Raw genomic sequence first — 26657 nt, 5'->3', positions numbered from 1 at the left:
GAAGAAAGGGAGATACAATGGAACAATTCATTAACCCTAGAGTGAAGGACATCCAAATTTCTGGAATCCGTCAATTCTCTAACATGATTCAAAACTATGATAATTTGATTTCTTTAACAATTGGACAACCCGATTTCCCTACACCTTCTCTCGTGAAAGAAGCGGCTAAACGGGCTATTACAGAAAACTATACAAGCTATACACATAACGCTGGTTTACTAGAATTACGCAAGGCAGCTTGTAACTTCGTAAAAGATAACTACGATTTACATTATTCACCTGAAAACGAAACCATCGTTACAATCGGTGCTAGCGAAGCAATTGATGTTGCATTCCGAACGATTTTAGAGCCAGGAACAGAAGTAATTTTACCTGCTCCTATTTATCCAGGCTACGAACCTATTATTCGATTATGCGGTGCAACGCCTATTTTTGTAGATGTTCGTGAAACTGGATTTCGTTTAACAGCTGAAGTGCTTAAAAATGCTATTACAGAAAAAACAAGATGTATCGTACTACCGTATCCTTCTAACCCAACTGGTGTAACTTTATCCACCGAAGAATTAAAAGATATTGTAGATGTTTTAAAAGATAAAAATATTTTCGTCCTTTCAGATGAAATTTATAGCGAGCTTGTATATGAACAAAAGCATACATCTATCGCCCATTTCCCAGAAATGCGTGAAAAGACAATTGTCATTAACGGTTTATCTAAATCACATTCTATGACCGGCTGGCGTGTTGGACTTTTATTTGCACCAAGCTATTTAGCAGGACACATATTAAAAGTTCATCAGTACAACGTAACGTGCGCTACTTCAATCGCTCAATACGCTGCAATTGAAGCATTAACAGCGGCTAAAGACGCACCTAAAATGATGCGCCACCAATATAAAAAACGCCGTGATTACGTATATAATAGACTCACTCAAATGGGATTAACAGTTGAAAAGCCAACAGGTGCATTTTATTTATTCCCATATGTTGGTCATTTGACATCTTCATCATTTGATTTTGCACTTAATCTTGTTAAAGAAGCAGGACTAGCTGTAGTTCCTGGAACAGCATTCTCTGAATACGGTGAAGGCTACCTTCGCTTGTCCTATGCGTATAGTATCGAAACTTTAAAAGAAGGCTGCGACCGATTAGAAGCCTTTCTAAAGAAAAAAGCTAAGAGTTAAACTCTTAGCTTTTTTTATGCATAATGATCACAAGTTTGACGTTTTAGTAATTTATGAGGAATAATGATACACTTTGCAGTGGATTCTGCATTCTCTACTTTATCAACTAATGCTTTTGCTGCCTCATATCCTAGCTGATAAATATTCACATCAACTGTTGAAAGTGGAGGGCTTGCAATTTCTGATAATAAAGCATTATTAAAGCTTACAATAGAAACATCCTTCGGTACAACGAATCCTTTTTTAGAAAGAGCACTTAACACACCAAGTCCAATTAAGTCATCCGTTGCCATAATTGCCGTCGGCGGTTCCTGCAGTCCCATTAATTCCTCAACGGCTTGTTGACCACTTTCCCTCGAAAAATCAAAATGTAAAATATATTCTTTTGGTAATACAATGTCTGCTAATTTCAAGGCATCACTCATACCAGCTAAACGATCTCTCGTTACAAGTAAATCTGATCCACCACCAATGAACGCGATTTGCTTATGCCCTAATGAAATTAAATATTCTGCCACTTCTCTTGCAGCTGTATAATTGTCATTATCTACATATGTAATTTCATCTTTTCGATCATATGGTTTTCCTATTAAAACAAACGGGAAATTTTGTTCATGTAAATATTGAATAATCCGATCATTCTCTCTTGAATATAAAAGAATAATGCCACCAATTTGGCGTCCCTGTACCATCTTTACGACACCATTAAAAATTTCTTCTTCCGTTTCACCTGTCGACATGTAAAGCGCATAACCTTCTACGTGTGCAAATGAACTAATCCCTCTTATAACTTCTGGGAAAAATGGATTTTGAAAAGCTTTACTTGCAGAACTTGGCATAACAAGACCAAGTGTCTTCGTCGTTTGGTTCGCAAGATTTCTCGCATTTAAATTGGGATGATACCCTAATTCACTCATCACTTTCCTAACACGGCGCTTTGTCTTTTCACTTATACTTGGATTATCAGCAATTACACGAGAAACTGTTGATGGTGCAACATTCGCTTGCTTCGCCACATCTTTAATTGTAACTGTCATAAAAATCCCCTCCTCTCATTTCTCTGCCATTTTTCATATATTTTATCTCGCACTCATTGCAAGTCATAAACTTTCATTTCTTATATCTTGCAAAACTAATCCTATTCTCCCTCTTCATGTATTGTAAGGGATATAGCTATTTTTTCCTATACTATAATATACTATTTATTTCACTTCTTTTCACATGTGATGTCAAATCTCTTTTCATCTCCCTATAAACTTATTTATAGGGAGATGAAAAGAGAAATGGGACGTAATGTCCCATTTTTCATCCTTTTGTACCTCCAGCTGTTAAACCAGAAATAAAGTATTTTTGTAGTGATAGGAATAAAATTGAAATTGGGATTGCAATTAACACAGAACCCGCTGCAAACGTTGTAAATTCATTACCGAATTTTTTCGCAACCATTTCATATAATCCAACTGCTAAAGTATAATTTTCTGGTGTTCGCAAAATAATACTCGCTAAAATGAAATCTGTAAACGGACCAATGAAAGTAAATAACGCTACAACCGCTACGATTGGCTTTGCAAGTGGCATAATGATTTGCCAAAAAATACGAAAATGTCCTGCTCCATCCATACGAGCTGATTCATCCAGTTCTTTCGGAATCGTATCAAAATACCCTTTCATAAGCCATGTATTCATCGGAATGGCCCCGCCTACATAAATTAAAATTAATGCAAGATGTGTATCAATTAATCCTGTTAATTGAGCTAATACGTATAGAGCAATTAACGCTGCAAAGTTTGGAATCATTTGCAGAATTAAAAATGTTAATAAACCATTTTTTCTTCCAACAAAACGATATCTCGAAAATGCATAAGCAGTAAAGCTAATTGCTAACACTGAGAAAATCATCGTTAAAACACTTACTTTTAATGTGTTTTTATACCATAGTAAGTAATTACTATTCTCTAGATCTAATAACTTACGATAATGATCTAACGTTGCATTTTGTGGAATAATACTTGATCCAGATAAACTATCACCCGGATTAAACGATGAGCCAATAATCCATAATAACGGATAGAAAATGATGGCACACATTACGAAAATAACTAAATAACTTAATGAGAGACGTAACATCTTCTGTCTTTTAATATTCATTTACATCATATCCTCTTCTTGGAATGATTTTGTTCTCTTAAATTGCCATAACGCAACTGTAATAACGATTAACGATAATATCATTGTAAGAGCTGCTGCTTTTCCGTACTGCGCTGAAGTCATCGTTAACTTATAAATCCATGAAATTAAAATATCCGTTCCACCTGCGTCTTGTCCAGCTACAGCAGGACCTCCACCGTTAAATAGATAGATGATACTAAAGTTATTAAAGTTAAACGTATATTGCGTAATTAATATTGGCGCTGTTGCGTATAACACTAGTGGCAATGTAATTTTACGAAACTGTTGCCAAGCTGTCGCTCCATCTACTGTAGCCGCTTCATATAATTCTCCCGGAATCGATTGCAGTATACCTGTTGTCATCGCAAAGATAAACGGGAACCCAAGCCACGTTTGAATCATAATTAAAGCAATCTTCGCCCAAAATGGATCTGTCATCCAAGCAATCTTTTCAATTCCGAATAAAGCTAATACTTGATTGTTAATCGCTCCGAATGTTTCATTAAACATACCAGAGAACACAAGAATAGATACGAATGCTGGAACAGCCCACGGTAAAATAAAGATTGTTCGAATAATCGCCTTTCCTTTAATACCGGGCTGATTTACGATAATCGCTAAGAAAATACCAAGCGCAACTTGTAATGTTGTTGCAACGAATGTCCAAATGACAGTCCAAGAGAATACACTTACAAATGTCTCTCTCCACATCGGTAAAGTGAAAATATCAATAAAGTTTTTAAAGCCCACCCAATCTACTAATTTAGCTGGAGGAGAATGATATAAATCATAGTTTGTAAATCCAATTAAAACTACGAAGATGATTGGAAATACGACAACAAAGATAAGTAGTAGAAAACCTGGTGAAACCATTAAATAAGGAAAACCTTGATCTAACAAATTACGGTATTGCTCTTTTACAGAATTTAACGGTGTTCCGATATCACGTTTCTTTCCATTTTGGTATGCATCATATAAGTTAAATGCATATATGCCGAGTCCAAAAGCGATAACGATAAGGGCCAAGATTCCTTCTACTAATAGAAAGACAGAATGGTCACGTGGAACTTCTGTACCAAGCGTTACAATACCCCATAATCCCATATTTAATAAATCAGCAAAGGCTACAATAAATGAACCTGTTAATACTAGAAAAATAAGACCTTTTACAAATTGTTTATTATACATTTGGCCCACGCCTGGAATGATTGATAACATGGTTGCCATTTTCCTATGCTTAGAATGATTCAACCCATTTGCTGGTTCCATAGATGTTTGCATGTTCCTTCCCCCTTTTTTCTTCCTACATGGAAGGGAGAGAATTCGTGCCTCTCATATTAGAGGCACGAATTTCACCTTATTTTTTCTTGTTATGATTTGCCTCAATATTACCTTTAATTTGTTTCACTGCACTATCAAGCGCCGTTTTTGGTGCCTCTTTATCTGTAACAACTAATTGAAGCGCATCTCCAGCTGGTTTCCAAACTTCTTGCATTTCTGGAATGTTTGGCATTGGAATTCCATTTTCAGATTGCGTTGCAACTGCTTTTGCAGCTTCGTTATCTTTAATAATTGGATCTTCCATTACTGATTTTACTGGAGGAATTTCTTTTGTTTTTTCAAATCGAATTTTTGCGTTTTCTTCATTTGTTACCCACTCAGTGAATTTTGTAGCTAAATCATTTTGTTTAGAGAAACTAGTTACATGCCACCCTTTAACCCCAACGAACGTTTTCATTGGTTGACCATTTGGTAATTTCGGCATTGGAGCAACGCCATAATCAATTCCGTTCTTTTCCATTGCTTGGAACGCCCATGGGCCATTCATGATAGATGCTGCTTTTCCTTCATTGAATAACCCATCAGCAGCAGGCCCACCTGATTCACCGATAATACCTTTCGGGAATAATTTTTCTTTGTACCATTTTTGAAGATATTCAGCACCTTGTACTGCTCCGCTATTATTTAATCCAACATCACTTGCATTTGGCTTTCCATCTTTTTCACCAAATACATAACCGCCCATACCTGCCATAAATGCATTAGCAAAGTAGAAGTTATCTCCTAATGCTAAAAATCCGTACTTGCCATCTTTCGTAAATTCTTTTGAGAAGTTAAACAGCTCGTCCATCGTTTCTGGCGCTTTTGGCATTAGTTTTTTATTGTAAATAAAGACTGGCGTCTCAATTGCTTTTGGTAAACCATATAATTTTCCGTTATATGTCTGTGCTTTTATTGATGAATCAGTAAATTTACTCTTTACAGCATCATCTGCTTTCACTTCAGAAAGTAAACCTTCTGTTACTGCATTTCCGATTTGATCGTGTGGCAATGTTACAACATCTGGTCCAGTCCCCGCTGGCCCATCAAGGCGTAACTTCTTCACTTGATCTGTCATTTGCATTTCAACAACTTTTACTTTTACTTTATATTTTTCCTCAAAGCTTTTCACTGCTGCTTCTAAACCAACACCTTTTTTATCATCTTCCCAAACAAGAAGATCATAATCTTTTTTCGCTTTACTTTCCTCTTTTTTCCCTGAATCTTTCGGTCCACATGCAGATAACATACCAATAGATAATGCTGAAACCGTTAATAATGATAATGCTTTCTTCATCCCAAAAACCTCCCTAAATTGTCTATGTACCTCAGTAACTGAAAACGTTTGCATTTAATAGTTTAATTGAAGCGCAAACAATATCTCAATCTATGAAAACGTTTGCGCTATTTGTCTATCATTATACATTCTTTTATTCATTTTGCAAATATTAATTTAAAAATTATGTCATTATACTCTTTATACATTGACTTTATATGAAATGAATACTACTCTTATAAGCAATATTAAAGCTACGAGAAAGGCAATCGTTTGCAATATAGGCTTTATTATTACACTTAAGGGAATACTATGTATAGAGATATTGAAGGGGGATTTTCTATATGTTTAAAGAAGCCATTTATCATAGGCCGAAAGATAATTATGCATACGCTTATGATGAACAAACAATTCACATCCGAGTACGTACTAAGAGAGATGATGTTCAATGCGCCAATCTTATTTACGGTGATCCTTACGAATGGAAAGACGGGAAATGGATATCATCAAGTACACCCATGAAAAAAACGGGTTCTACTGCATTATTTGATTATTGGTCCATTGCAATCGAACCGAAATTTAAGCGCTTACGTTATGGATTTGAATTAAAATCTGAAACAGACACTCTTATTTATGCAGAGCGAGGATTTTTTTCTAGCATTCCAAATGATGATGTTGGTAACTTTTTCTGTTTTCCATTTATTCATGCAGATGATGTATTCAAAGCACCATCTTGGATTAAAGACACCATTTGGTATCAGATTTTTCCTGAACGATTCGCTAATGGCGATAGTACGCTGAATCCAGAAAACACCCTTCCTTGGGGAAGTGCGAATCCAACTACAACTAATTTTTTCGGAGGAGATTTTGCTGGTGTTATTCAAAACCTTGATTACCTTGTTAACCTTGGCATTTCCGGAATATATTTCACACCTATTTTCAAAGCTCATTCAAACCATAAATATGACACAATTGACTATATGGAAATTGACCCACAATTTGGGACGAAAGAAACTTTTAAAGAGCTCGTTGAAGAATGTCATAAGCACGGTATAAAAGTAATGCTCGATGCTGTGTTTAATCATAGTGGATACTTTTTCGAGAAATTTCAAGACGTACTAGAGAATGGTGAGAAGTCCGCATATAAAGAGTGGTTCCACATTCATGAATTCCCGATTATAACCGAACCACTTCCAAATTATGATACTTTCGCCTTTACACCGTATATGCCTAAATTAAATACAGCTCATCCAGATGTAAAAGAATACTTACTTGAAGTAGGACGTTATTGGGTACGCGAATTCAATATAGATGGCTGGCGCCTTGATGTCGCCAATGAAGTCGATCACAACTTTTGGAGAGAATTCCGAACTGAAATAAAGACACTAAATCCTGAAGTATATATTTTGGGAGAAATTTGGCACGATGCCCTTCCGTGGCTACAAGGCGATCAATTTGATGCTGTCATGAGTTATCCTGTTACAAACGCTCTACTTTCTTACTTTGCTAACGATTCCATTAAAGCAAGTGAATTCACGAAGCAAATTACAGAATCTCTACATTCCTACTCTATGAATGTAAATGAAGCAGCATTTCATTTATTAGACAGCCATGATACTCCAAGAATTTTAACAACATGCAACGGAGATAAAAATAAGTTGAAATTGCTCTATGTATTCCATCTTTCTTTCATCGGCTCTCCTTGTATTTATTACGGGGATGAAATTGGTATGGATGGCGGCATGGACCCTGATTGCCGTAAATGTATGATTTGGGATACTAAAGAACAAGATCATGCATTATTTACCCATATACAAACATTGATTTTATTACGTAAAGAACATAAAGCATTTGGAGGACATGGTACTTTTCAATTCATCGAAACAAATGATGAACATAATTATATTTCTTATACGAAAACATATGAGGATGAAACTATCTTTTTCGTTTTAAACCCTACTAATAGTGAAGTTACAGTTTCACTCCCTCTTCATGTTACTGGTAAGAAAATAATTAATATTTATACAAACGAAGAATTTTCAGCGGAAGCAAGTGTATTACAAGTTACACTTCCTCCATATGGATTCTCCATATTAAAATGGTAATCCAAAAAGCCTTATGCCAAGTTTGAAGTGGCATAAGGCTTTTTCTTATTTCAATTTGAATACTATCGCTTCATACGGACGTAATGAAATGTTATCTATCGATCCGATTTCTACATCGTAATTGTGTATAAATAACTCTGATTCACTATAACCAATATCCTTAGGCATTTCAAATACACTTTCATCCGCAGTAAAGTTTGCAATGACAAGTAGTTTTTCATCTCTATATGTTCTTACATAAGCAAAAATAGAAGGGTCATTATCTAATATTAAATCATATGATCCATATACAACTATTTCATTATTTTTGCGTAGTTCAATTAATTTCTTATAGTAATAAAAAATTGAACCTTCATCTTGAATTGCTTGTTTCACATTAATCTCTTTATAGTTAGGATTTACAGTAATCCAAGGTTCACCTTTTGTAAATCCAGCGTGATTCTGATCATTCCACTGCATCGGAGTTCTAGCATTATCACGGCCCTTTATATAAATAGATTCCATTACTTTTTCTATATCTTCACCATGGTCTATCACTTTTTCTTTATACATATTTAACGTTTCAATATCTCGATATTCATTAATCGACTCAAATCGGACGTTCGTCATTCCGATTTCTTCTCCTTGATAAATATATGGCGTTCCTTTCATCATATGAAGAACTGTCGCTAACATTTTTGCTGATTCAATGCGATACATTCCATCATTACCAAAACGAGATACAACGCGAGGCTGATCATGATTATTCCAATAAAGGCTATTCCATCCTGTATGCTCTAATGCTTTTTGCCACTTTGTTAAATTCTCTTTTAAAGTAAGAAGTGAGCATGGTTTTACATCCCACTTTCCACCTTCTCCTGAATCTAAATCCATATGTTCAAATTGGAATACCATTTGCAACTCTTTTCGTTCTTCTCCAGTATACAGTTGGGCTTCTTCTGTCGTTACACCTGGCATCTCACCAACCGTCATAATATCATAATGCGATAATACTTCTTCATGCATTTCATGTAAATATTTATGAATGTTTGGACCGTTCATAAAATGTTTATGACCTGAAACATAACCATCTTCATCTGTTTCAACAGCTGGTAGCCCTTCTTCTTTAGATATAAAATTGATAACATCCATGCGGAATCCATCAATTCCTTTTTCTAACCAAAACTTCATCATCTCATAAACATCTTGTCTTACCTTTTCATTATCCCAGTTTAAATCTGGCTGTTTTTTAGAAAACAGATGTAAATAATATTCATCCGTCATTTCATCATACTGCCATGCAGATCCACTAAAAGCAGCTCCCCAGTTGTTCGGTTCTTTCCCTTCTTTTCCAGGACGCCATATATAGTAATCTCTATATTTATTATCTTTTGATTTACGTGATTCAATAAACCAATTATGTTCATCAGATGTATGATTAACAACTAAATCCATCATCAGTTTCATATTGCGTTCATGCATTTCATGTAATAGCTCATCCCAATCTTCCATTGTTCCGAACTCGTTCATAATTTTACAATAATCGCTTATATCATAACCATTATCATCATTTGGAGATTCATAGACTGGTGATAACCAAATCACATCAATCCCTAATTCTTTTAAGTAATCTAGCTTTGAAATAATCCCTTGAAGATCTCCTATACCATCACCGTTACTATCCATAAAGCTACGAGGATAAATTTGATATACTACGCTTTCTTTCCACCATTGTTTTTCCATTATGCTACCCCATTTCATTCATTTTTCTCTTTTTCAAGGCGCAAACGTTTTCATTAATGAATGATAACAGATTCTATCTCAATTTAAAATAGCGCTTACAATTTTTATTGTTCTTTTTCTAAGAAAACATATGAAAATTACTAATAACTCTCCAATAAATGAAAACGTTTTATTTTTTTATTTATTTTTTGAATCTATTCGTTTATAATGAATTCAAAGAAAACGTTTGCATAATTATTTCTAGGGGGAAATACCATGGCAGAACTTAAATTAGAAAACATTTATAAGATATATGATAATAACGTAACAGCTGTAACTGATTTTAATTTACACATTCAAGATAAAGAATTTATCGTATTTGTCGGTCCTTCTGGATGCGGAAAATCTACAACATTACGAATGGTAGCTGGACTTGAAGATATTTCAAAAGGCGAGTTTTCAATTGATGGTAAACTAATGAATGATGTTCCTCCAAAAGATCGAGATATCGCAATGGTATTCCAAAACTACGCTCTTTATCCACATATGAGTGTATATGATAATATGGCATTTGGATTAAAACTTCGAAAAATACCAAAAGATGAAATCGATCGTCGTGTGAAAGATGCAGCAAAAATTTTAGGACTTGAACAATATTTAGATAGAAAACCGAAAGCATTATCAGGTGGACAGCGCCAACGTGTTGCGTTAGGTAGAGCAATCGTTCGAGATGCAAAAGTTTTCTTAATGGATGAACCATTATCAAACTTAGATGCTAAACTCCGTGTTGCAATGCGCTCAGAAATTTCTAAGCTACATCATCGCCTGGGAACAACAACAATTTATGTAACACATGACCAAACAGAAGCAATGACTATGGCTTCGCGTCTTGTCGTTATGAAGGATGGAAAAATCCAACAAATTGGAACTCCAAAAGAAGTATACGAAACACCAGAAAACATTTTCGTGGGTGGATTTATCGGCTCACCAGCGATGAATTTCTTCCGTGGTAAATTGACTGAAACCGATTTCGTTATAGATAATACTATAAAAATTAAAGTATCTGAAGGAAAAATGAAGATGCTACGTGAACAAGGCTATGTAAATAAGGAAATTGTTTTAGGTATTCGCCCAGAGGACATTCATGATGAACTACTATTTTTAGAAGCTTCGCAATCTACTGCCTTCACAACAAAAATTGAAGTCGCTGAATTATTAGGTGCTGAATCCATTTTATATATGAAACTTGGAAATCAAGATTTTGCAGCACGTGTAGATGCAAGACATACGTTTTCACCTGGTGACCAAATTAAATTAGCATTTGATATGAATAAAGCGCATTTCTTTGATAACCAAACTGAACAACGTATTCGCTAAAAAATTTATCTTTACTATACACATACAAAAAAACCGTCCACATATATTGAGGGCGGTTTTCATTATTATACTAGGGCTTCTACTGTATGAAATGATTGTCCTTTCGTGCTAATAATACCGAAAATCGGTAAATCACTAAGCACCACTTCTTCTTGCTGTTTCATAAAAGATGACGTTAATTGTTTTATCTCTATCCAAACGTCATTAATACAAAGTACATTGGAATCGTTCTCTTGTTGGCGAGAAAAAATAGAATCTATTTTATATAAACCAGCATTTTGAAAAAGCATATCAATGCGACTGAATGCATTCAAAGTAATGCTAATAACGCGTTGCCAATCTCCTTGCTTTCCCATATCATAGGATACAAAAAGTGCTTCTCCGCCTAGATTCATAATTTCCTCCACTGTTGCTTGTCCACTCTCTTGATCAATGTCCGTCACAATAACTTTTGCGCCTTGTTTAGCCAACAAAAGAGCTGTATTACGTCCAATACCGATGCCACCGCCAGTTACGATAGCAACTTTTCCTGCAAGCTTCATTTTCATTACCCCTTCTATAAGTCTTACCGTCATTCAGTATACTCCTTTATAAGAATAATCTGCAAGCAAGAAAAATCGCTATTTTATTTGTGAACGCTTACTTTTTATCCTTCTTTTTTCTTACTATTACGCTGATCAAAAACTAGACCGATAAAAATGAGAATACCCCAAAAAATTATGCTTCCTCCTGTCATTTTAACTTCCCCCTTATTATATAAAGTGAAATTTTACTCAGCTCCAATATAGCTTAATAAAGATATTATTTTTAATCATTATACCATTTTCTTAATTTTCAATCGATTATAAATGGAAATGACACATTTTAGCTTTTCCTTACTGTAAACATTCCCAATATACTTATAAAATCAAAAAGACCCTTTTATATATAAAAAGGTCTTTTTTCATTATACAAGACTTATTACTTTCGTTTTTGTCATTAAATCCTGAAAACCACAATTATCTTTGCGGAACAACATCATATATACATTACATATTAATGGAATTCCTAATAGCAATACGTTCGGTAATAACACTACAAAAAATCTTATAATTAATGTTTGCAACGTTAGCTTTTCACTCTTCAATGAAATTAATTTTATTCTCGTTACCTTTTTACCAAGAGTTACACCGTTCCAAAGAAAGGGTAATACAATAAAATATATCGCCATTAATATGAAAACTACTGCGAAATCATATCTAAAATCACCTAAGCTTATATTAAAGCGCTTAAACATAGCACTATAGTTTCCGGTCATAATAGCTACTACTGCACCATACATAACCGAGATTAAAAACATGTCAATTAGGGAAGCACCTATGCGATTCATTACAAGCGCTGGACGATGCATCTTTAACTTCATTTTATGTCGACTCCTTCATTTCCTTCTTTACCCGTCTCATCGTACCACTTCTAAAAAACATTGTAAACTAGCGTTTCTCTTACTTTTCTTGTACAATTTGTTACAATAGCATTATAAAGGAGGTTCCCATATTGAAAAAATGGATAATCCTATTCGTCGCCTTCCTATTAACTGGTTGTGCAGGAAACACAAGTCACTTAACTTATACGGTTAACGATGAATACGAACTCATACGTACTTCTGGAAATGCATTTGAACTTTTCCCCTCGCAAGATGCTGTATATGCCACACAATACATCCCTGCAAAAATTACAGACATTGCTTGGGATGATAAATACATTATTGCAAAACAAACTGAGGAAAAATCAGATCCAAATAACCCTGACGCAGCAATTGCAAATAGAAAAAGTGAACATTATTGGATTATTGACGTAAAGCACAATAAACGTTTCGGTCCCTACAATGAAAAGCAATTTAATGAACAAAAAGATGCGTTTAAAATTAAGGTGCCTTTTCAAAATGTAGATTTATACATAAAAGAAATAAAAAAACAGTCAGCATAATATTTGAATGCTGACTGTTTTGTCTTACATTATTTTAGTGAGATGTTAAACGTTTGTGGCTCTTTTACAACATCTTGTGTTTCTGAATCTCCTGCAAGTAAATCATCAGTTGTAAACTGAATATCCTTTACCTTGTCTTTTCCATCGTCAAGTATTAAACCAATAATACCATCTCTTGTTTCACCAGGCTTATAGTCTTCTCTTGATACATTTTTTGTACCAACTAACGTATCTTCGTCATATAAAAAGTTTTGAGTGGCTACTTTAAAATGTTGCTTACCATTAATCATAACATCATTCATAGAGAAAAATTGCATATTTTTATTTCCGCTATTCTCCACTTTATATGTAATCTCAACGTAACGAATTGTATTACTAATTTCTGTTCCACTTAGCGATGCATATAATTCTGCATCTTCTTGGCTTACTTTATCCCCTAATCTACGTTTTACTTCTTCAGGAGTTAGTGCCGTGTATACTTTCAATGTATTTTTTGCCTTTTCACTCATTTGTGATAAAGAGATTACTTTCACATCTTGTACGTAAATTTTCATTGGCGCTACTTCAAATGTTTGATTCACAGAATGCATCTGCTCTAACTTGAAAGTACCCCATCCTGTTTCTTTCACTTTTTGTCCTACTTTTTTCAGCTCACGCCCACCATATTCTTTCGTTTCAGGAATAGATTCTTTCTTCTTCGGTTCAGCTTTCTTTTCTTCTTGATGGAAGCAACCACTTAACATAAGAAGAAAACTACATAAAACAAAAATACTTTTCCATGCTTTCATCATTTCATTTCTCCTAACGCTATCATTCATGAATATAAAATTAGTCCCTTGCTTTGTAAACTATAGAAACAATGACAATTCCACAAAATGAACTTGTCAGTCCAGATACTATTATACCTCCAATTTGGAAAATATGAAAATAAGGATCTAAGAACGCATGCACGATAAATATAAAAGCTGTCACAATGATTATAGAAACCCAATACTTTCTTTTTTCTAAAGCTACAATCATATCTTTCCCTGTTTCATCTTTATACTTCCATAGTACGTATAATAGCAATAATAAGCCAACACATGTACTCCCATGTTGCATATATTTATACAATGGAATACTGCGTAATTCAATTTGTAACAATGGTATTTTCATAACGAAATAGCCTGTATTATGAGTAAATGCATCCCAAACGACATGCGTGAGCATACCGAATAATGCAGAATAGCAAAATACAAAGAATTCTTTCCAGGTATGTAGCCCCCACCTCTCATCTATTGCATATGAATAATAACCAGCAAACGGTTTAGGCAAATGCGTTATAAACGGCTTTTTTAAAATGTAATGATATATGTATGCGAGTAGAAATACAAGCGGTAAATTTAAATATAAGAACCCAAGCCATGTATGGCCAATAACACCATAGGGTCTAAAGTGTAAAAAATATTCAAAGTCAGGCGCCATACTACCTAATATAAGAGCCGTTACTGAAATATGTTTAGAATGCTTTTTCGCAAAAGGAAGAACTGCTGCTGGATGTGCAAATGTAAACGGCATACTTTAACTCCTTCTCACATTTTCAATAGAATACCATATATCATAACGAGAGAATGGATCTTCATGCAATATTTATTTTCACATTGGAATATGATAGTTTAAATGATATAATCCACATAAAATATTCAAAAAACAAGAAGGGATTCAGGTGTCATTAACACTTTTATTTGCTGCCTTTTTAAATTCAAAATCCGTTATGAATTGAGGTTTATATATTGATTGACGTACCCTTTTTACAAAATGTCACATTAAAAAAAGAAAATATCCCTAGTTTTTCCGTATATCCTTACTGTTTACCCGCTATTCGAACATTACAGTCACTAGCTTTCCATCCAAATGTAACATTCATTATTGGAGAAAACGGAACAGGTAAATCAACATTACTTGAAGGAATTGCAATTGCGTTAGGTTTTAATGCAGAAGGTGGAACGAAGAATTTCCGCTTTAGCACAAACGATTCACATTCATCTTTACATGAATACCTTCGAATTTCCAAAAGTTTCAATACACCAAACGACGGTTTCTTTCTTCGCGCTGAATCATTTTATAACGTTGCTTCTTATATTGATGAAATAGATGCTATAAAATCTTACGGCGGCGTTTCACTACACGAACAATCTCACGGTGAATCATTCTTTTCCTTATTTATGAACCGTTTTTCAGGACAAGGTTTATACATTTTAGATGAGCCTGAGGCAGCTTTATCACCGATGAGACAACTTTCCATGCTCATTCGAATGCATGAGCTAGCGGAACAAGGTTCACAATTTGTTATTGCGACGCATTCTCCTATTTTAATGGCTTACCCTGAATCTACTATATACTCTTTAACACAAGAGGGAATTCACGAATCCACATTAGAAGAAACTGAGCATTACCAAACGACGAAACTTTTCTTTGAAAATCGCGATCGATTATTCCATCATCTATTTAAGTCGTAAAAAAAGAAGCAGCAATAGCTGCTTCTTTTTTATAGTGCTTCTATAAATAAGGCAACCCCGATACCGCCACCAACGCATAAAGAGGCAATTCCTTTTTCTAAACCACGTCTTTTTAATTCGTGAATTAAACTTACTGTAATACGAGCCCCTGTACAACCAATTGGATGCCCAAGTCCTACGCCACTACCGTTTACGTTCACTTTTTCACGGTCTAAGCCTAACTCTTTCTCTACAGCTAAATATTGAGCCGCGAAAGCTTCATTAATTTCAAGTAAATCTGCATCTTCTAATGACCAATCTACTTTCTCTAATCCTTTTCGGATTGCTGGTGCTGGTCCAATACCCATAATTTTCGGGTCTACTCCAGCTACTGAATATCCAACAATTCTAGCTAACGGTTGTAAGCCTTTTTCTTTCGCTTTTTCTTCGCTCATTAATACTAGAACTGCACTTCCGTCATTCAGGCCAGATGCATTACCTGCAGTTACAGATCCATCTTTACGGAATGCTGGTTTTAACCCTGCTAATTTTTCCGCTGTAATATCTGCACGTGGATGCTCATCCTGCGAAAATACTACTTCTTTTCTACGTTCTTTTATTGTAATAGGAACAATTTGATCGTCAAAGTGTCCAGACTCGATTGCCTTCAGTGCCAATGTATGACTGCGAAGAGCAACTTCATCTTGTTCCTCTCTTGTAATTTCATATTGTTCAACTAAATTTTCCGCTGTTTCACCCATCATAATATGGTGAATCGGATCTTCTAACACTTCCCACACCGTGTCACGAATTTCTCCGTGCTGTAGACGTTGTCCCCAGCGGTGCTGTTTCAATGCATAAGGGCTCGAACTCATCGCTTCTACTCCACCTGCAACAACAACATCACTTACACCTAATTGGATTTGCATTGCAGCTGACATAATTGCTTGCATACCTGAAGAACATTGACGTTGGATTGTATATCCCGTAACTGTGTCAGGAAATCCTGCCGCTAATGCAGCTGTTCTCGCCGTATTTGCTTCATCAGTTCTTTGAATACAATGACCTAAAATTACTTCATCAACTTCATGTGGTTCTACCCCGCCTCGTTTTACAGCTTCCTGAAGTACAGGAACAGCTAATTCTACTGGCGTTACATTTTTTAGCGCTCCTCCAAAAGTTCCAATTGGCGAACGAACTGCAGCTGTAATAACAACATTATGCATTTTGTACTTGCCCCTCTCTTATGTACCCTAGTAAGTTTTTAGGTGAACTTCCATAAGATGTATATCTATAACTATCATACTATAAACATACTAAAAAATCAAAATATTTCATATAATAAAAATAGAAGGAATTAACCTTCTATTCTGTCAGTGCATATAAAAACTTTTGTAAAATTTTCTCTGTCGTTTCATTCAATTTTGGCAACTTATCTACTGGAAAATATCGGAGTTTCAACCCTTCATGATCGAGCTTTAATTCCCCACTCACATGATGTGCCTGATACAGATGAATGACATTGAAAATTTCATCGCCATTCGGATAACGGAAATATACTTCTTTTCCTGATAGAACACCAAGAAATTGCATTATTTTTGCAGTTAACCCCGTTTCCTCAAATAACTCTCTACGTGCAGTTTCTTCTGTCGTTTCGCCCAGTTCCATCGCCCCACCAGGTACACCCCAATTATATGTATCTGAACGATATTGAAGCAATACTTCTTGATTATCATTTAATATAATGATTGCTGATCCTACGAGAATAAGCGGCCTTGTACCAACGACTTTGCGTAACTCTTCAATATACCCCATATGTAAATCCCCCTTTCCCTAACCTCCCTTATCATAACAAAATTTTTCTCTTTTTGTTCATGTAATTTTAAAGAAAAAAAGAAGCTTTCGCCTCCTTTTTTTCACCTTTATTTCTTAAAACTTTCATATTTTACAGCTTCAAAAGCTTCCTCAATTTCATCATTACGATAATGGACATATGTAAAACGCCCCAATTCTACTAATCTTGCTATTTCCTGTAACGCTTTATGCTGCTCATATGTTTCTTTCAGCTTAATATGTACATAAAACTTCATTAAAGGATGTTCATATAAAGGTTCTCCTACCTCTACATATACATCTTCAACCCCTTGTACAACTCTTACATAACTCGCAAATTGATAAAGTGCTTCTCTGTCTGAAACGATTTTTAATGTATACATATATTCTCCCCCTTTCCTTTACTATATCAAAAAGACGACCACACCATGTTATAGAACTATGAAATTTTTTCGACTTGTCATCTATATATTCAATAAAGAAGGCGTTTATCCATACATGACATCTTTTTCCCACATATATTATAGGAAGAACTTTTTCATTTGAGGTGTTCCTTATGGATCCATACGTCAATATATGTATTTGCATTACTCCCGGCGCCGATATTTCTGATGACCGCATCGCAAAAGATTTAGCTGTTGCAGAATCAATTTGGCACCCCATTACATTTCAAATTCAAGAAGTAATTGTATTAAATGAACTTTTCCGTTTTTTTGACCGTGAAATCAGTTATAGAAATTCCATTCAAAGTCAAGAAAAGTTGGCATCCTTTTTCCAAACATGTGTAAATGAAGCTCCTGAATGCGACCTTTATATTTGTTATATTGGCAGTGATTATTTCAAAGAAACAGCAGTAATTGCCTGCGCTTACTCTTTAGCAAAACAACAGCAACTTACCGGCTATATTGTTTTAACAAATTCGGCTGCCCCTATGAAAAATATATATACGCTCGCTCACGAAATCGGTCATATTTTATTTACAAGACGTGTTCATGGAAAACTTACTCATGCAGATCCTCATTCTCCAACCGGCTCGGAGCACCATCCTTCTCCAACAAATCTTATGTATCCGATAGTCCCTCGTCCAGAAAACGTTCATATTCATTCCTTATTAACTGCAGAACAAAAAGCCCTCTCTTTACAAAGCTCTTTATTACAAAGAAAAAAACAGTAACCCTCATGTTACTGTTTAAAACAATTTATTCCGATCAAAAAACCAAATCCCGGCTGCTAGAAATAAAAATAGACAACTAAATATAAATGTAATCCCTCTAAAAATCCCTATATAATATTTCTTTGGAAATAATTTTTGGTATATCCAGAGCAGCCGCTTTTTATTGAACTTCTAGTTCACACTTTTTCTTTCTTCAATTTTTAAAGACCATCTCATTAATCCATATATACTTCCATACATAAGTAAGATCTTTGCAATTCCCCAAAATACATTTCTTTCTTCTAAGTCTTTAAATAAGAACATAATTGCAAGAGGAACAATTAGTACCACAACACCTATCCAACCAAGAACATATACTTCACCAATAAGAAGTAATAAAAATATAGTTACTGCTAATATATATGTCTGCATTGTCGACAATTGTAAAATTGGCGTCCCATACCATTTATTCATAAACATTAATAACACCAATAATAAAATAGGTATCATCACTATTACATAAATAATTCCAAACTCTACTAATTTACTTTTAAAAGAAGAAATTCTAAACGCAACAATCGTTCCAATAATCGTAATAATTAAAACGATTGGATAACCAATTAACTGTACATTTGTTAATGTAAATTGTTGATTCGGATTTCCAAATAAAATATTTGTAAGTAACCAATATCCACCTATCCCAATTATCATTCCTAAGATACTTTTTATACTCCCGCTTTTATCCTTCTCCATCTCTTTCGCTAATTCTTCCGCATACTCTTTTGGTGAATCACCAAATATATCACTTACCGTCTTTCCCTCTTTCTCACCTTCTATTAAATGAAGCTCTGCATCTTCTAGAAAGGCGTCCACATCTTCTTCTTTAATTCCTTTTGTTATTAAATACACTTTCGTATCGATTAAAAACTTTTCCCCTTCTTTAGAAATCTTCATAATAATCCCTCCCTTATTAAACCGCTTCTCTTCTATTCGTCTTCATCATAATTTCAACGAAAATTAAAATAAATAAACTTCCATATAAACATATAATTTGAAATAACATTGGCACGAGATCTTCCGATGTAAATGTTTTAAACACTAACATAATTGAAAGTGGAATGATTAAATATAAATTTTTAAACCATCCTTCAAAATATATATTTATAGCTACTGTGATGATAAAAATCCCACCAGCCACTATATAACTTTGCACTTCGGTGAATGTGAGCATTTTTGTCGGATATATCACATCTAATATCGTAACAGCTCCTAATAAAAACATTGGAGTAATCATAACTAGAGACCACATAGAAAACCATGTTTTTGTAAAGCTTGTTACGAAGGTCATTTTGCGAAGTAGAAAATTAGGACCTATAACAACTAAAATAAATGAAAAACTATAACCGATACACTGAATAAGTGAAATCTGTAACATTCCGTTATTCACTATTAAGATAGAAGCAATAATCCAAAATGATACGATATTCATTACTGTAAAACCAATTTGCTTCCACGTTTCCCATCTATCCTTTTCCATTACCTTTACAAGTTCATTTGCATATTCTTTCGGTGAGCTTCCGAAAATATCTTCTACACTCTTCCCCTTACTCTCACCTTCTATTAAATGCAACTCTGCATCTTCTAAAAAGTTTTCAATATCACTTTCTTTTACACTCTTTGCCGTCAAAAATAATCTCATATCTAATAAAAACTTTCGTGCTTCATTTGATAGCATTATTTTTCCCCCCCTTCCCTTCAAGTAGACGTTCTACACTACTTTGCATCGTTTCCCAGCGATCCATAAATTCATCAAGTGCTTCCTCGCCTTTTTCTGTTAATGTATAATATTTTCTCTTTGGACCAGATGGAGATTCCTTCATTACGCTTGTTATTAGTCCTTCTTTTTGCATTCGTATTAATAACGGATAAATACTTCCCTCACTCGCCATTGTAAAACCATACTTCGCTAGCTTTTCACTCATTTCATAACCGTATATTTCGCCTTCAGAAATAATAGCAAGTAAGCATCCTTCTAAAATCCCTTTCAGCATTTGACTTGTCGACATAATTTAAATCCTCCTACTATCTTGTTTTACAAGATAGATAAGCGTAAGTATCTTGCTTTACAAAATAGTATAGCAAAGACTATTTTGCAAAACAAGATAGCTAACGATATTTTTTCCAAATGTTTGCAGGAATTTCATTGTAGCCTCTCTAAATAGTGCACTATGAAAACTTTATTATGAAGGGATGTTTTTCATCATGGTTACAAATCGAGTTGTCTTTTTAACTGGTGCTGCGAGTGGTATTGGTTATGAAATGGGAAAGGCTTTTGCAAAAGAAGGTGCAAAAGTTGTGATTACCGATCGGCTTGAAGAACGTGCAAAAGAAGCTGCTGAACAATTACAAAATGAAGATTTTCAAGCTATCGGTTTAAAATGTGACGTTACATCTGAAGAGGAAATTACAGCAGCAATTTCTCAAACAGTTGATCATTTCGGTTCATTAGATATATTAATTAACAACGCAGGAATGCAACACGTTTCACCCATTGAAGACTTTCCAACTGAAAAGTTCGAGCTACTAATTCAAATTATGCAAATTGCTCCGTTTATCGCAATTAAGCATGCCTTTCCGATTATGAAACAACAAAAATATGGTCGCATTATTAATGTCGCTTCTATTAACGGCCTTGTCGGGTTTGCTGGAAAAGCTGCCTACAATAGTGCAAAACATGGCGTAATTGGATTAACAAAAGTTGCCGCTTTAGAAGGCGCTACGCATGGTATTACTGTTAATGCCCTTTGCCCTGGTTATGTCGATACCCCTCTTGTACGTAATCAACTACAAGACTTAGCTACTACACGAAATGTACCACTTGAAAATGTTTTAGAAGATGTTATTTATCCACTTGTACCACAAAAACGCTTATTACAAGTACAAGAAATCGCTGATTATGCTATGTTTTTAGCGAGTGAAAAAGCTAAAGGTATAACTGGTCAAGCTGTCATTATCGATGGTGGTTATACTGCTCAATAAAAAATAAAGTTTGCTCAAGAAGAGCAAACTTTATTTTTTATCGCGAGGATCTTCGTACTTTAGTAATTGCCGCGGGAGTTTCTCAATTGCAACAATTACCCCATCTAATTTACTTTCAATACGGTGAAGTAAATATAATGTTACAACAATTGGAAACCCTACATTACCTATCATTCTGATCCATTCTTCCATCTTTCTCTCCTCCTTTCACTATATAAATAAGGAATAATGGACCATTTAGGCATAAAAAAACAAGCTATTAAATTTCAGCTTGTCTTTCAAATAATGTCAGAATTTCTTTTTTATAGTCTCCACGTAAAATCCCTTTCTCAGTAATAATACCTGTAATTAATTCATTCGGCGTTACGTCAAATGCAGGGTTATAAACATTTGTTCCAATTGGTGCTACTTGTTTTCCAAAGATTTTCGTAACTTCTGTTTCATCTCTTTCTTCAATAATAATTTCGGCTCCAGTTTCTTTCGTAACATCAAATGTTGACAGTGGAGCAGCAACGTAAAATGGGATATTAAAGTGCTTTGCTAAAATAGCTAAATTCATTGTCCCTATTTTATTGGCTGTATCTCCATTTGCGACAATTCGATCCGCCCCCACAATAATCGCGTTTATTTCTTTCGTTTGAATAGCATGAGCTGCAGTATTATCTGTAATAAGGGTCACATCAATATTTGCTTGCTTCAATTCCCACGTCGTTAAACGGCCACCTTGTAAAACTGGCCTCGTTTCACACGCATATGCATGTAAACGCACACCTTTCTCTTTTCCAATATAAAAGGGAGCTAATGCAGTTCCATATCTGGCAGTTGCGATACTTCCAGCGTTACAGATTGTTAAAATATTATCGCCATCTTTAAAACATGTTAACGCATATTCCCCAATATTTCGACACACCTTTTCATCTTCCTGTTGAATACGAAGCGCTTCTTCTTCTAATATTTTTTGTGCTTCTTTTATTGTAGTAATCTCTCGAATAGATTCTCTCATACGATCAATTGCCCAAAATAAATTGACTGCCGTTGGGCGTGATGTCCCTAAATAGTTACAGTCTCTATTAAACTTCTTTTGAAATTCTTCGATATGTAAAGTATTATATTTTTTCGCTGCAAGCGCCAAGCCAAATGCAGCTACAATTCCAATTGCAGGCGCTCCGCGTACTTCTAACATTATGATACTTTTCCAAACCTCTTCAATAGTCGTTAATGTTTTGTATTCTGTGCTATGTGGCAATTTCGTTTGATTTAATACCGCAATTGCATCACCTTTCCAACTTACAGATCTCGGAACAGTAACGATTGTACTCATGCTTTTACACCCCTTGAAACTGTCTGTTGAAATAATGTTCGAAACAGTTGAATATCAGCACTTTTAGATTCATATTTTATTAGTTCTTTTCCTAAGGATAGCGCTTGTTTCTTAGCTTGAATTCTTGTTTCTTTATTTTCTATTTCATCTAAATCTGCTACATGAGCTAAACCAATTGTTCTACGAATTAGTTCACATCCGGCAAATCCAACTGCATCAGTAAAGATATTTTGCAAAATAATTGGTAACCATTGTTTTTCTTTCGTATATGCTTCTATACCTTCTCCAATCCATAACTTTGTAAAAGTTTCTACAAAATAACTCCACGTCTTTTCTATATGGAAAAATAGTACACTTCTTTTTTCTTCTTCTCTAGATAAAGCATTTAATAATAGATTTGCAATAAATTGACCTATGTCAAATCCAAATGGGCCATATGTCGCAAATTCTGGATCAATCACTTTCGTTTCAGAAGGTGACGAAAAAATACTACCAGTATGTAAATCACCATGAATAAGAGTTTCTTTTCTTGTTAAGAACTTATATTTATATTGTGCTACTTTTAGTTTTAAAGTTTTATCACTCCAAAGTTCATCAACCACGAGCTGTAAATCTGGCTCATAATCATTTGTATCATAATGTCCAAACGGATCTGTAAACACTAAATCCTCTGTAATTTTACAAAGGTCCGGGTTTACAAAGGTACCTTCTAGTACCCTCTTCTCTTCTGACTGTAAACCAAAATCTGAAGTATAAAATAAAACATGTGCTAGAAAACGGCCGATATGCTGGGATAAAAGCGGATATTCTTCTCCGTCTATTAATCCTTTTCTTGTAATTGTTAGTCTTGATAAGTCTTCTATTACCGTTATCGCTAACTCTTCATCATGACTGTACACTACTGGAACATAATCCGGTACATACTGCGCAAAAATTTGTAATGCCTTGCTTTCAATCGTTGCTCTTTTTATAGACAATGGCCAGCTTTCACCAACTACTTTCGCATATGGCAGTGCCTGTTTTATTATAATAGACTTCTCTCCATCATCTAATTTGAACACGTAATTTAAGTTTCCGTCTCCAATTTCATGACAAACGACATTTGCCTTCGCTTCAAAATAGCCATGATCTTTCGCATATTGTACAGCTGTTATTTCTGTTAATGAATAATATCCCATCGTCTTCTCCCCCTTTTTAAATTCAGAGGTTTTTCTAACACAGAAAAACCTCTTTTCACTAAGAAAGAGGTTTGAAGTTTATCTTCTCCCCTCTTATCTGCCAGAAAGTTTTACTTTCTGCTGGAATTAGCACCGTGCCTTTTGGCGTAATAAACGCCCCATTTCACAATGGTATTACGGTCGGTTGCTGGGTTTCATCGGGCCAAATCCCTCCACCTGCTCTTGATAAGAGTTATATAATTTTTTGAATTTTTAACTTTATGTTGAAGACTATACCAAGAATAAAAATCACTTGTCAACATTTTATTTGTATAATTCTGGACGACGATCCGCAAAAACTGGAATTCCTTTACGTACTTCTTTAATTTTCTCGAATACAAGCTCTCCAAATAAAATTGATTCCTCTTCATTCGCCTCTACTACAACTTCACCCCAAGGATCCACAATTAAAGAATGACCTGCAAACACATTATTCGGATCCTTTCCTGCTCTATTACAAGCAACAACATAACACTGATTTTCAACTGCTCTTGCTTGCAATAGCAAACGCCAATGTGCTAAACGAACTAATGGCCATTCAGCTACAACAAATAATACTTTTGCCCCTTTAACAGTATGGACACGCATCCACTCTGGAAAACGAATATCATAACAAATTGTTCCAGCGCATTCAACATCATCTAGCTTAAATTCGCCCGTACCATTACCAGCTATTAAATATTTATGTTCATCCATAAGCTGAAATAAATGTACTTTACTATATTCATTAACTAGTTCTCCTTCCTTGTTTACAACATACATTGTATTTGTAACACCTTGTTCCGTTTGCTTCGCTATGGAACCACCAACAATATGTACACCATATTGTTTCGACCATTCTTTTAACTTTTCTTTCGTTTCCAATCCATCCCTATCTGCAATTTCAGAAAGTCTTGTTAAATCATATCCTGTTGTCCATAATTCTGGTAAGACGATAACATCTGGCCTTTCCTTCATAGCTTCGCTTATTTTATTTTTAGCATTCTCAATATTTTTTTCTACATCTCCAAAAACAATATCCATTTGAATACATGCGACTTTCATTTTGTCAGCCCCATTCTTATTTTTTCTTTACAAAATACTGGAAAGATTATATCATTTGTCACTAGAATTGTAACAACTTTCAAAAGAGGTGGAAAGTATGAAATTATTTCAACCTTCTGAGATAGTAACATCATTGCCGACACAATTTTTCGCTTCACTTGTTGCAAAAGTTAACAAAGTCGTAGCAGCTGGTCACGATGTTATTAATCTAGGTCAAGGTAATCCAGATCAACCAACACCGCAGCATATCGTAAAAGCTTTACAAGATGCTGCAGAAAAGACCATTCATCATAAATATCCGCCATTTCGCGGACATGAAAGTTTAAAAGAAGCCGTGGCAACATTCTATCAACGTGAATATGATGTAGTAGTAAATCCAAAAACAGAAGTTGCTATTTTGTTTGGGGGAAAGGCTGGATTAGTAGAGTTACCAGTTTGTTTTACAAACCCTGGTGATACTATTCTCGTTCCAGATCCAGGCTATCCAGATTATTTATCAGGAGTTGCTTTAGCAAAAGCACAATTTGAAACAATGCCGCTTATTGCAGAAAATAATTTTTTACCAGATTATACGAAAATCGATGACTCTATTGCCGAGCGTGCAAAATTAATGTTTTTAAACTATCCAAATAATCCGACCGGTGCTACTGCATCAAAAGATTTTTTTGATACAACCATTAACTTTGCTAATGAACATAATATATTAGTTGTTCACGATTTTGCTTACGGCGCTATTGGATTTGATGGTCAAAAGCCCGTGAGTTTCTTACAAGCAGACGGTGCTAAAAATACAGGTATTGAAATTTACACTCTATCGAAAACTTTCAATATGGCTGGATGGCGTATCGCTTTTGCAGTAGGAAATGAAAGTGTCATTGAAACCATTAACTTATTACAAGATCATATGTATGTTAGTATTTTTGGTGCAGTTCAAGATGCTGCCCGCGAAGCACTATTAAGTTCACAGTCTTGCGTAATAGACCTTGTAAATAGTTACGAATCTCGACGAAACGCTCTTATTTCAGCTTGTCACTCAATTGGTTGGAATGTAGACATTCCAACAGGGTCATTCTTTGCATGGCTTCCTGTTCCAAAAGGATATACCTCTGAGCAATTTTCTGATATTTTACTAGAAAAAGCACATGTTGCAGTTGCTCCTGGTGTTGGATTTGGTGAGCATGGCGAAGGGTATGTCCGCGTTGGTCTCTTGCATACAGAAGATAGATTACGAGAAGCCATTAATCGAATTGATAATTTGAATTTTTTCAAAAAGTAATTGACAACATAAAAAATATCTGACAAAATTCAGTTATCTTAAAAATTTAAACATTTCTAAATACTTCTTATCAAGAGCAGGTGGAGGGACGAGCCCGATGAAACCCGGCAACCGATCTACAATTGTAGACACGGTGCTAATTCTCGCAGCATTACGCTGACAGATAAGGAGCTGGTTGTAAAAAAACCTCTCCTTAGCTGAGA

The 26657-nt window shown here is 34.9% G+C and carries 28 protein-coding genes, 1 pseudogene and 2 riboswitches; of the genes and pseudogenes, 8 read left to right on the top strand and 21 right to left on the bottom strand.

Annotated features, from left to right (window positions below; all coding sequences use genetic code 11):
• The first annotated feature begins 17 nt into the window (after positions 1 to 17).
• Positions 18 to 1181, top strand: coding sequence for an aminotransferase A (locus CGQ22_RS04630; RefSeq protein WP_089148307.1), 1164 nt, complete (start codon positions 18 to 20; stop codon positions 1179 to 1181).
• Between the two features lie 14 nt (positions 1182 to 1195).
• On the opposite strand, the gene malR is transcribed toward CGQ22_RS04630, so the two are convergent.
• From malR to CGQ22_RS04610, 4 genes are all read right to left on the bottom strand, one after another.
• Positions 1196 to 2218 carry a maltose operon transcriptional repressor MalR gene (malR, locus tag CGQ22_RS04625; RefSeq protein ID WP_000219050.1) on the bottom strand — a complete coding sequence of 341 codons (1023 nt, stop codon included), beginning with the start codon at positions 2216 to 2218 and terminating at the stop codon, positions 1196 to 1198.
• A 268-nt stretch (positions 2219 to 2486) separates the two neighbouring features.
• Positions 2487 to 3329, bottom strand: a complete 843-nt coding sequence (malD, locus tag CGQ22_RS04620) for a maltosaccharide ABC transporter permease MalD (RefSeq protein ID WP_001022608.1) — start codon at positions 3327 to 3329, stop codon at positions 2487 to 2489.
• Positions 3330 to 4631: a maltosaccharide ABC transporter permease MalC gene (gene malC, locus CGQ22_RS04615; protein WP_001194994.1), complete on the bottom strand. Its 1302-nt coding sequence runs from the start codon at positions 4629 to 4631 to the stop codon at positions 3330 to 3332. It abuts the gene before it with no gap.
• A 76-nt stretch (positions 4632 to 4707) separates the two neighbouring features.
• Entirely contained in the window at positions 4708 to 5967 is a 1260-nt protein-coding gene (locus CGQ22_RS04610) for an extracellular solute-binding protein (protein ID WP_089148306.1), read from the bottom strand.
• A 323-nt stretch (positions 5968 to 6290) separates the two neighbouring features.
• Between CGQ22_RS04610 and CGQ22_RS04605 the strand changes: the two genes are divergently transcribed.
• A complete protein-coding gene (locus CGQ22_RS04605) occupies positions 6291 to 8051 on the top strand; it encodes an alpha-glycosidase (protein WP_074594960.1) in 1761 nt (586 codons plus the stop codon).
• A gap of 45 nt (positions 8052 to 8096) precedes the next feature.
• On the opposite strand, the gene malL is transcribed toward CGQ22_RS04605, so the two are convergent.
• On the bottom strand, positions 8097 to 9773 hold the full coding sequence (gene malL, locus CGQ22_RS04600) for an oligo-1,6-glucosidase (protein WP_050552458.1): 1677 nt from the start codon (positions 9771 to 9773) through the stop codon (positions 8097 to 8099).
• A gap of 255 nt (positions 9774 to 10028) precedes the next feature.
• Between malL and CGQ22_RS04595 the strand changes: the two genes are divergently transcribed.
• The gene (locus CGQ22_RS04595) at positions 10029 to 11129 is read left to right on the top strand and encodes an ABC transporter ATP-binding protein (RefSeq protein ID WP_000818931.1); all 1101 of its coding nucleotides are present in this window, start codon (positions 10029 to 10031) and stop codon (positions 11127 to 11129) included.
• A 65-nt stretch (positions 11130 to 11194) separates the two neighbouring features.
• Here the strand turns inward: CGQ22_RS04595 and CGQ22_RS04590 are convergent, their stop codons facing one another.
• The 3 genes from CGQ22_RS04590 to CGQ22_RS04580 all read right to left on the bottom strand — a co-directional run bounded on the left by CGQ22_RS04590 (position 11195) and on the right by CGQ22_RS04580 (position 12531).
• Positions 11195 to 11704, bottom strand: a complete 510-nt coding sequence (locus CGQ22_RS04590; protein ID WP_000218410.1) for an SDR family NAD(P)-dependent oxidoreductase — start codon at positions 11702 to 11704, stop codon at positions 11195 to 11197.
• A 71-nt stretch (positions 11705 to 11775) separates the two neighbouring features.
• On the bottom strand, positions 11776 to 11865 hold the full coding sequence (locus CGQ22_RS04585) for a hypothetical protein (protein ID WP_000145637.1): 90 nt from the start codon (positions 11863 to 11865) through the stop codon (positions 11776 to 11778).
• A 210-nt stretch (positions 11866 to 12075) separates the two neighbouring features.
• Positions 12076 to 12531, bottom strand: coding sequence for an RDD family protein (locus CGQ22_RS04580; protein ID WP_000769083.1), 456 nt, complete (start codon positions 12529 to 12531; stop codon positions 12076 to 12078).
• A 131-nt stretch (positions 12532 to 12662) separates the two neighbouring features.
• Between CGQ22_RS04580 and CGQ22_RS04575 the strand changes: the two genes are divergently transcribed.
• The gene (locus CGQ22_RS04575; RefSeq protein ID WP_000758790.1) at positions 12663 to 13094 is read left to right on the top strand and encodes a DUF3997 domain-containing protein; all 432 of its coding nucleotides are present in this window, start codon (positions 12663 to 12665) and stop codon (positions 13092 to 13094) included.
• Between the two features lie 29 nt (positions 13095 to 13123).
• Here CGQ22_RS04575 and CGQ22_RS04570 read toward each other — a convergent pair whose 3' ends face one another.
• Together CGQ22_RS04570 and CGQ22_RS04565 are read right to left on the bottom strand one after the other, a co-directional pair.
• A complete protein-coding gene (locus tag CGQ22_RS04570; protein ID WP_000973901.1) occupies positions 13124 to 13885 on the bottom strand; it encodes a hypothetical protein in 762 nt (253 codons plus the stop codon).
• A gap of 37 nt (positions 13886 to 13922) precedes the next feature.
• The gene (locus CGQ22_RS04565; protein WP_001116858.1) at positions 13923 to 14651 is read right to left on the bottom strand and encodes a DUF4184 family protein; all 729 of its coding nucleotides are present in this window, start codon (positions 14649 to 14651) and stop codon (positions 13923 to 13925) included.
• Between the two features lie 215 nt (positions 14652 to 14866).
• Here CGQ22_RS04565 and CGQ22_RS04560 point away from each other — a divergent pair, with 215 nt between their 5' ends.
• The gene (locus tag CGQ22_RS04560) at positions 14867 to 15592 is read left to right on the top strand and encodes an AAA family ATPase (protein WP_000568013.1); all 726 of its coding nucleotides are present in this window, start codon (positions 14867 to 14869) and stop codon (positions 15590 to 15592) included.
• A 29-nt stretch (positions 15593 to 15621) separates the two neighbouring features.
• On the opposite strand, the gene CGQ22_RS04555 is transcribed toward CGQ22_RS04560, so the two are convergent.
• The 3 genes from CGQ22_RS04555 to CGQ22_RS04545 form a co-directional block, all read right to left on the bottom strand.
• Complete coding sequence (locus CGQ22_RS04555) at positions 15622 to 16797, bottom strand: acetyl-CoA C-acetyltransferase (RefSeq protein WP_089148305.1); 1176 nt, start codon at positions 16795 to 16797, stop codon at positions 15622 to 15624.
• Positions 16798 to 16936: 139 nt separating this feature from the next.
• The gene (locus CGQ22_RS04550; RefSeq protein ID WP_002164161.1) at positions 16937 to 17386 is read right to left on the bottom strand and encodes an NUDIX hydrolase; all 450 of its coding nucleotides are present in this window, start codon (positions 17384 to 17386) and stop codon (positions 16937 to 16939) included.
• A gap of 107 nt (positions 17387 to 17493) precedes the next feature.
• The gene (locus tag CGQ22_RS04545) at positions 17494 to 17787 is read right to left on the bottom strand and encodes a DUF3928 family protein (protein ID WP_000288330.1); all 294 of its coding nucleotides are present in this window, start codon (positions 17785 to 17787) and stop codon (positions 17494 to 17496) included.
• Positions 17788 to 17960: 173 nt separating this feature from the next.
• Between CGQ22_RS04545 and CGQ22_RS04540 the strand changes: the two genes are divergently transcribed.
• On the top strand, positions 17961 to 18578 hold the full coding sequence (locus CGQ22_RS04540) for an ImmA/IrrE family metallo-endopeptidase (RefSeq protein ID WP_000371610.1): 618 nt from the start codon (positions 17961 to 17963) through the stop codon (positions 18576 to 18578).
• Positions 18579 to 18593: 15 nt separating this feature from the next.
• Here CGQ22_RS04540 and CGQ22_RS32335 read toward each other — a convergent pair.
• The 4 genes and pseudogenes from CGQ22_RS32335 to CGQ22_RS04520 all read right to left on the bottom strand — a co-directional run.
• Positions 18594 to 18737, bottom strand: a pseudogene (locus CGQ22_RS32335) (DNA-binding protein); the annotation flags it as partial.
• Between the two features lie 12 nt (positions 18738 to 18749).
• The gene (locus CGQ22_RS04530) at positions 18750 to 19511 is read right to left on the bottom strand and encodes a DUF1129 domain-containing protein (protein WP_000703258.1); all 762 of its coding nucleotides are present in this window, start codon (positions 19509 to 19511) and stop codon (positions 18750 to 18752) included.
• A 16-nt stretch (positions 19512 to 19527) separates the two neighbouring features.
• Positions 19528 to 20292 (bottom strand): DUF1129 domain-containing protein, encoded by a 765-nt coding sequence (locus CGQ22_RS04525; protein WP_000950438.1) that lies wholly within the window; start codon positions 20290 to 20292, stop codon positions 19528 to 19530.
• A complete protein-coding gene (locus CGQ22_RS04520; protein ID WP_000107980.1) occupies positions 20279 to 20623 on the bottom strand; it encodes a PadR family transcriptional regulator in 345 nt (114 codons plus the stop codon). Before CGQ22_RS04520 ends, CGQ22_RS04525 begins: the two co-directional genes overlap by 14 nt.
• 196 nt (positions 20624 to 20819) lie before the next feature.
• On the opposite strand from CGQ22_RS04520, the gene CGQ22_RS04515 reads away from it, so the two are divergent.
• Entirely contained in the window at positions 20820 to 21596 is a 777-nt protein-coding gene (locus CGQ22_RS04515) for a 3-hydroxybutyrate dehydrogenase (RefSeq protein WP_000258425.1), read from the top strand.
• 30 nt (positions 21597 to 21626) lie between these two features.
• Here the strand turns inward: CGQ22_RS04515 and CGQ22_RS04510 are convergent, their stop codons facing one another.
• From CGQ22_RS04510 to CGQ22_RS04495, 4 genes are all read right to left on the bottom strand, one after another.
• On the bottom strand, positions 21627 to 21788 hold the full coding sequence (locus CGQ22_RS04510; RefSeq protein ID WP_000393344.1) for a YvrJ family protein: 162 nt from the start codon (positions 21786 to 21788) through the stop codon (positions 21627 to 21629).
• A gap of 67 nt (positions 21789 to 21855) precedes the next feature.
• A complete protein-coding gene (mtnA, locus tag CGQ22_RS04505) occupies positions 21856 to 22917 on the bottom strand; it encodes an S-methyl-5-thioribose-1-phosphate isomerase (RefSeq protein WP_000104606.1) in 1062 nt (353 codons plus the stop codon).
• Complete coding sequence (gene mtnK, locus CGQ22_RS04500; protein ID WP_089148304.1) at positions 22914 to 24095, bottom strand: S-methyl-5-thioribose kinase; 1182 nt, start codon at positions 24093 to 24095, stop codon at positions 22914 to 22916. The genes mtnA and mtnK overlap by 4 nt, the downstream gene beginning before the upstream one ends.
• A gap of 90 nt (positions 24096 to 24185) precedes the next feature.
• A riboswitch (SAM riboswitch) is annotated at positions 24186 to 24327 on the bottom strand.
• A gap of 71 nt (positions 24328 to 24398) precedes the next feature.
• Positions 24399 to 25178: a carbon-nitrogen family hydrolase gene (locus CGQ22_RS04495; protein ID WP_002164162.1), complete on the bottom strand. Its 780-nt coding sequence runs from the start codon at positions 25176 to 25178 to the stop codon at positions 24399 to 24401.
• A gap of 97 nt (positions 25179 to 25275) precedes the next feature.
• Here CGQ22_RS04495 and CGQ22_RS04490 point away from each other — a divergent pair, with 97 nt between their 5' ends.
• The gene (locus tag CGQ22_RS04490; protein WP_000765530.1) at positions 25276 to 26454 is read left to right on the top strand and encodes a pyridoxal phosphate-dependent aminotransferase; all 1179 of its coding nucleotides are present in this window, start codon (positions 25276 to 25278) and stop codon (positions 26452 to 26454) included.
• Positions 26455 to 26518: 64 nt separating this feature from the next.
• Positions 26519 to 26624: riboswitch (SAM riboswitch) on the top strand.
• Positions 26625 to 26657: the final 33 nt, after the last annotated feature.

It is taken from the genome of Bacillus sp. M13(2017) (assembly GCF_002218325.1).
Lineage (GTDB): Bacteria > Bacillota > Bacilli > Bacillales > Bacillaceae_G > Bacillus_A > Bacillus_A thuringiensis_K.
This window is presented reverse-complemented; position numbering and strand designations above follow the sequence as displayed.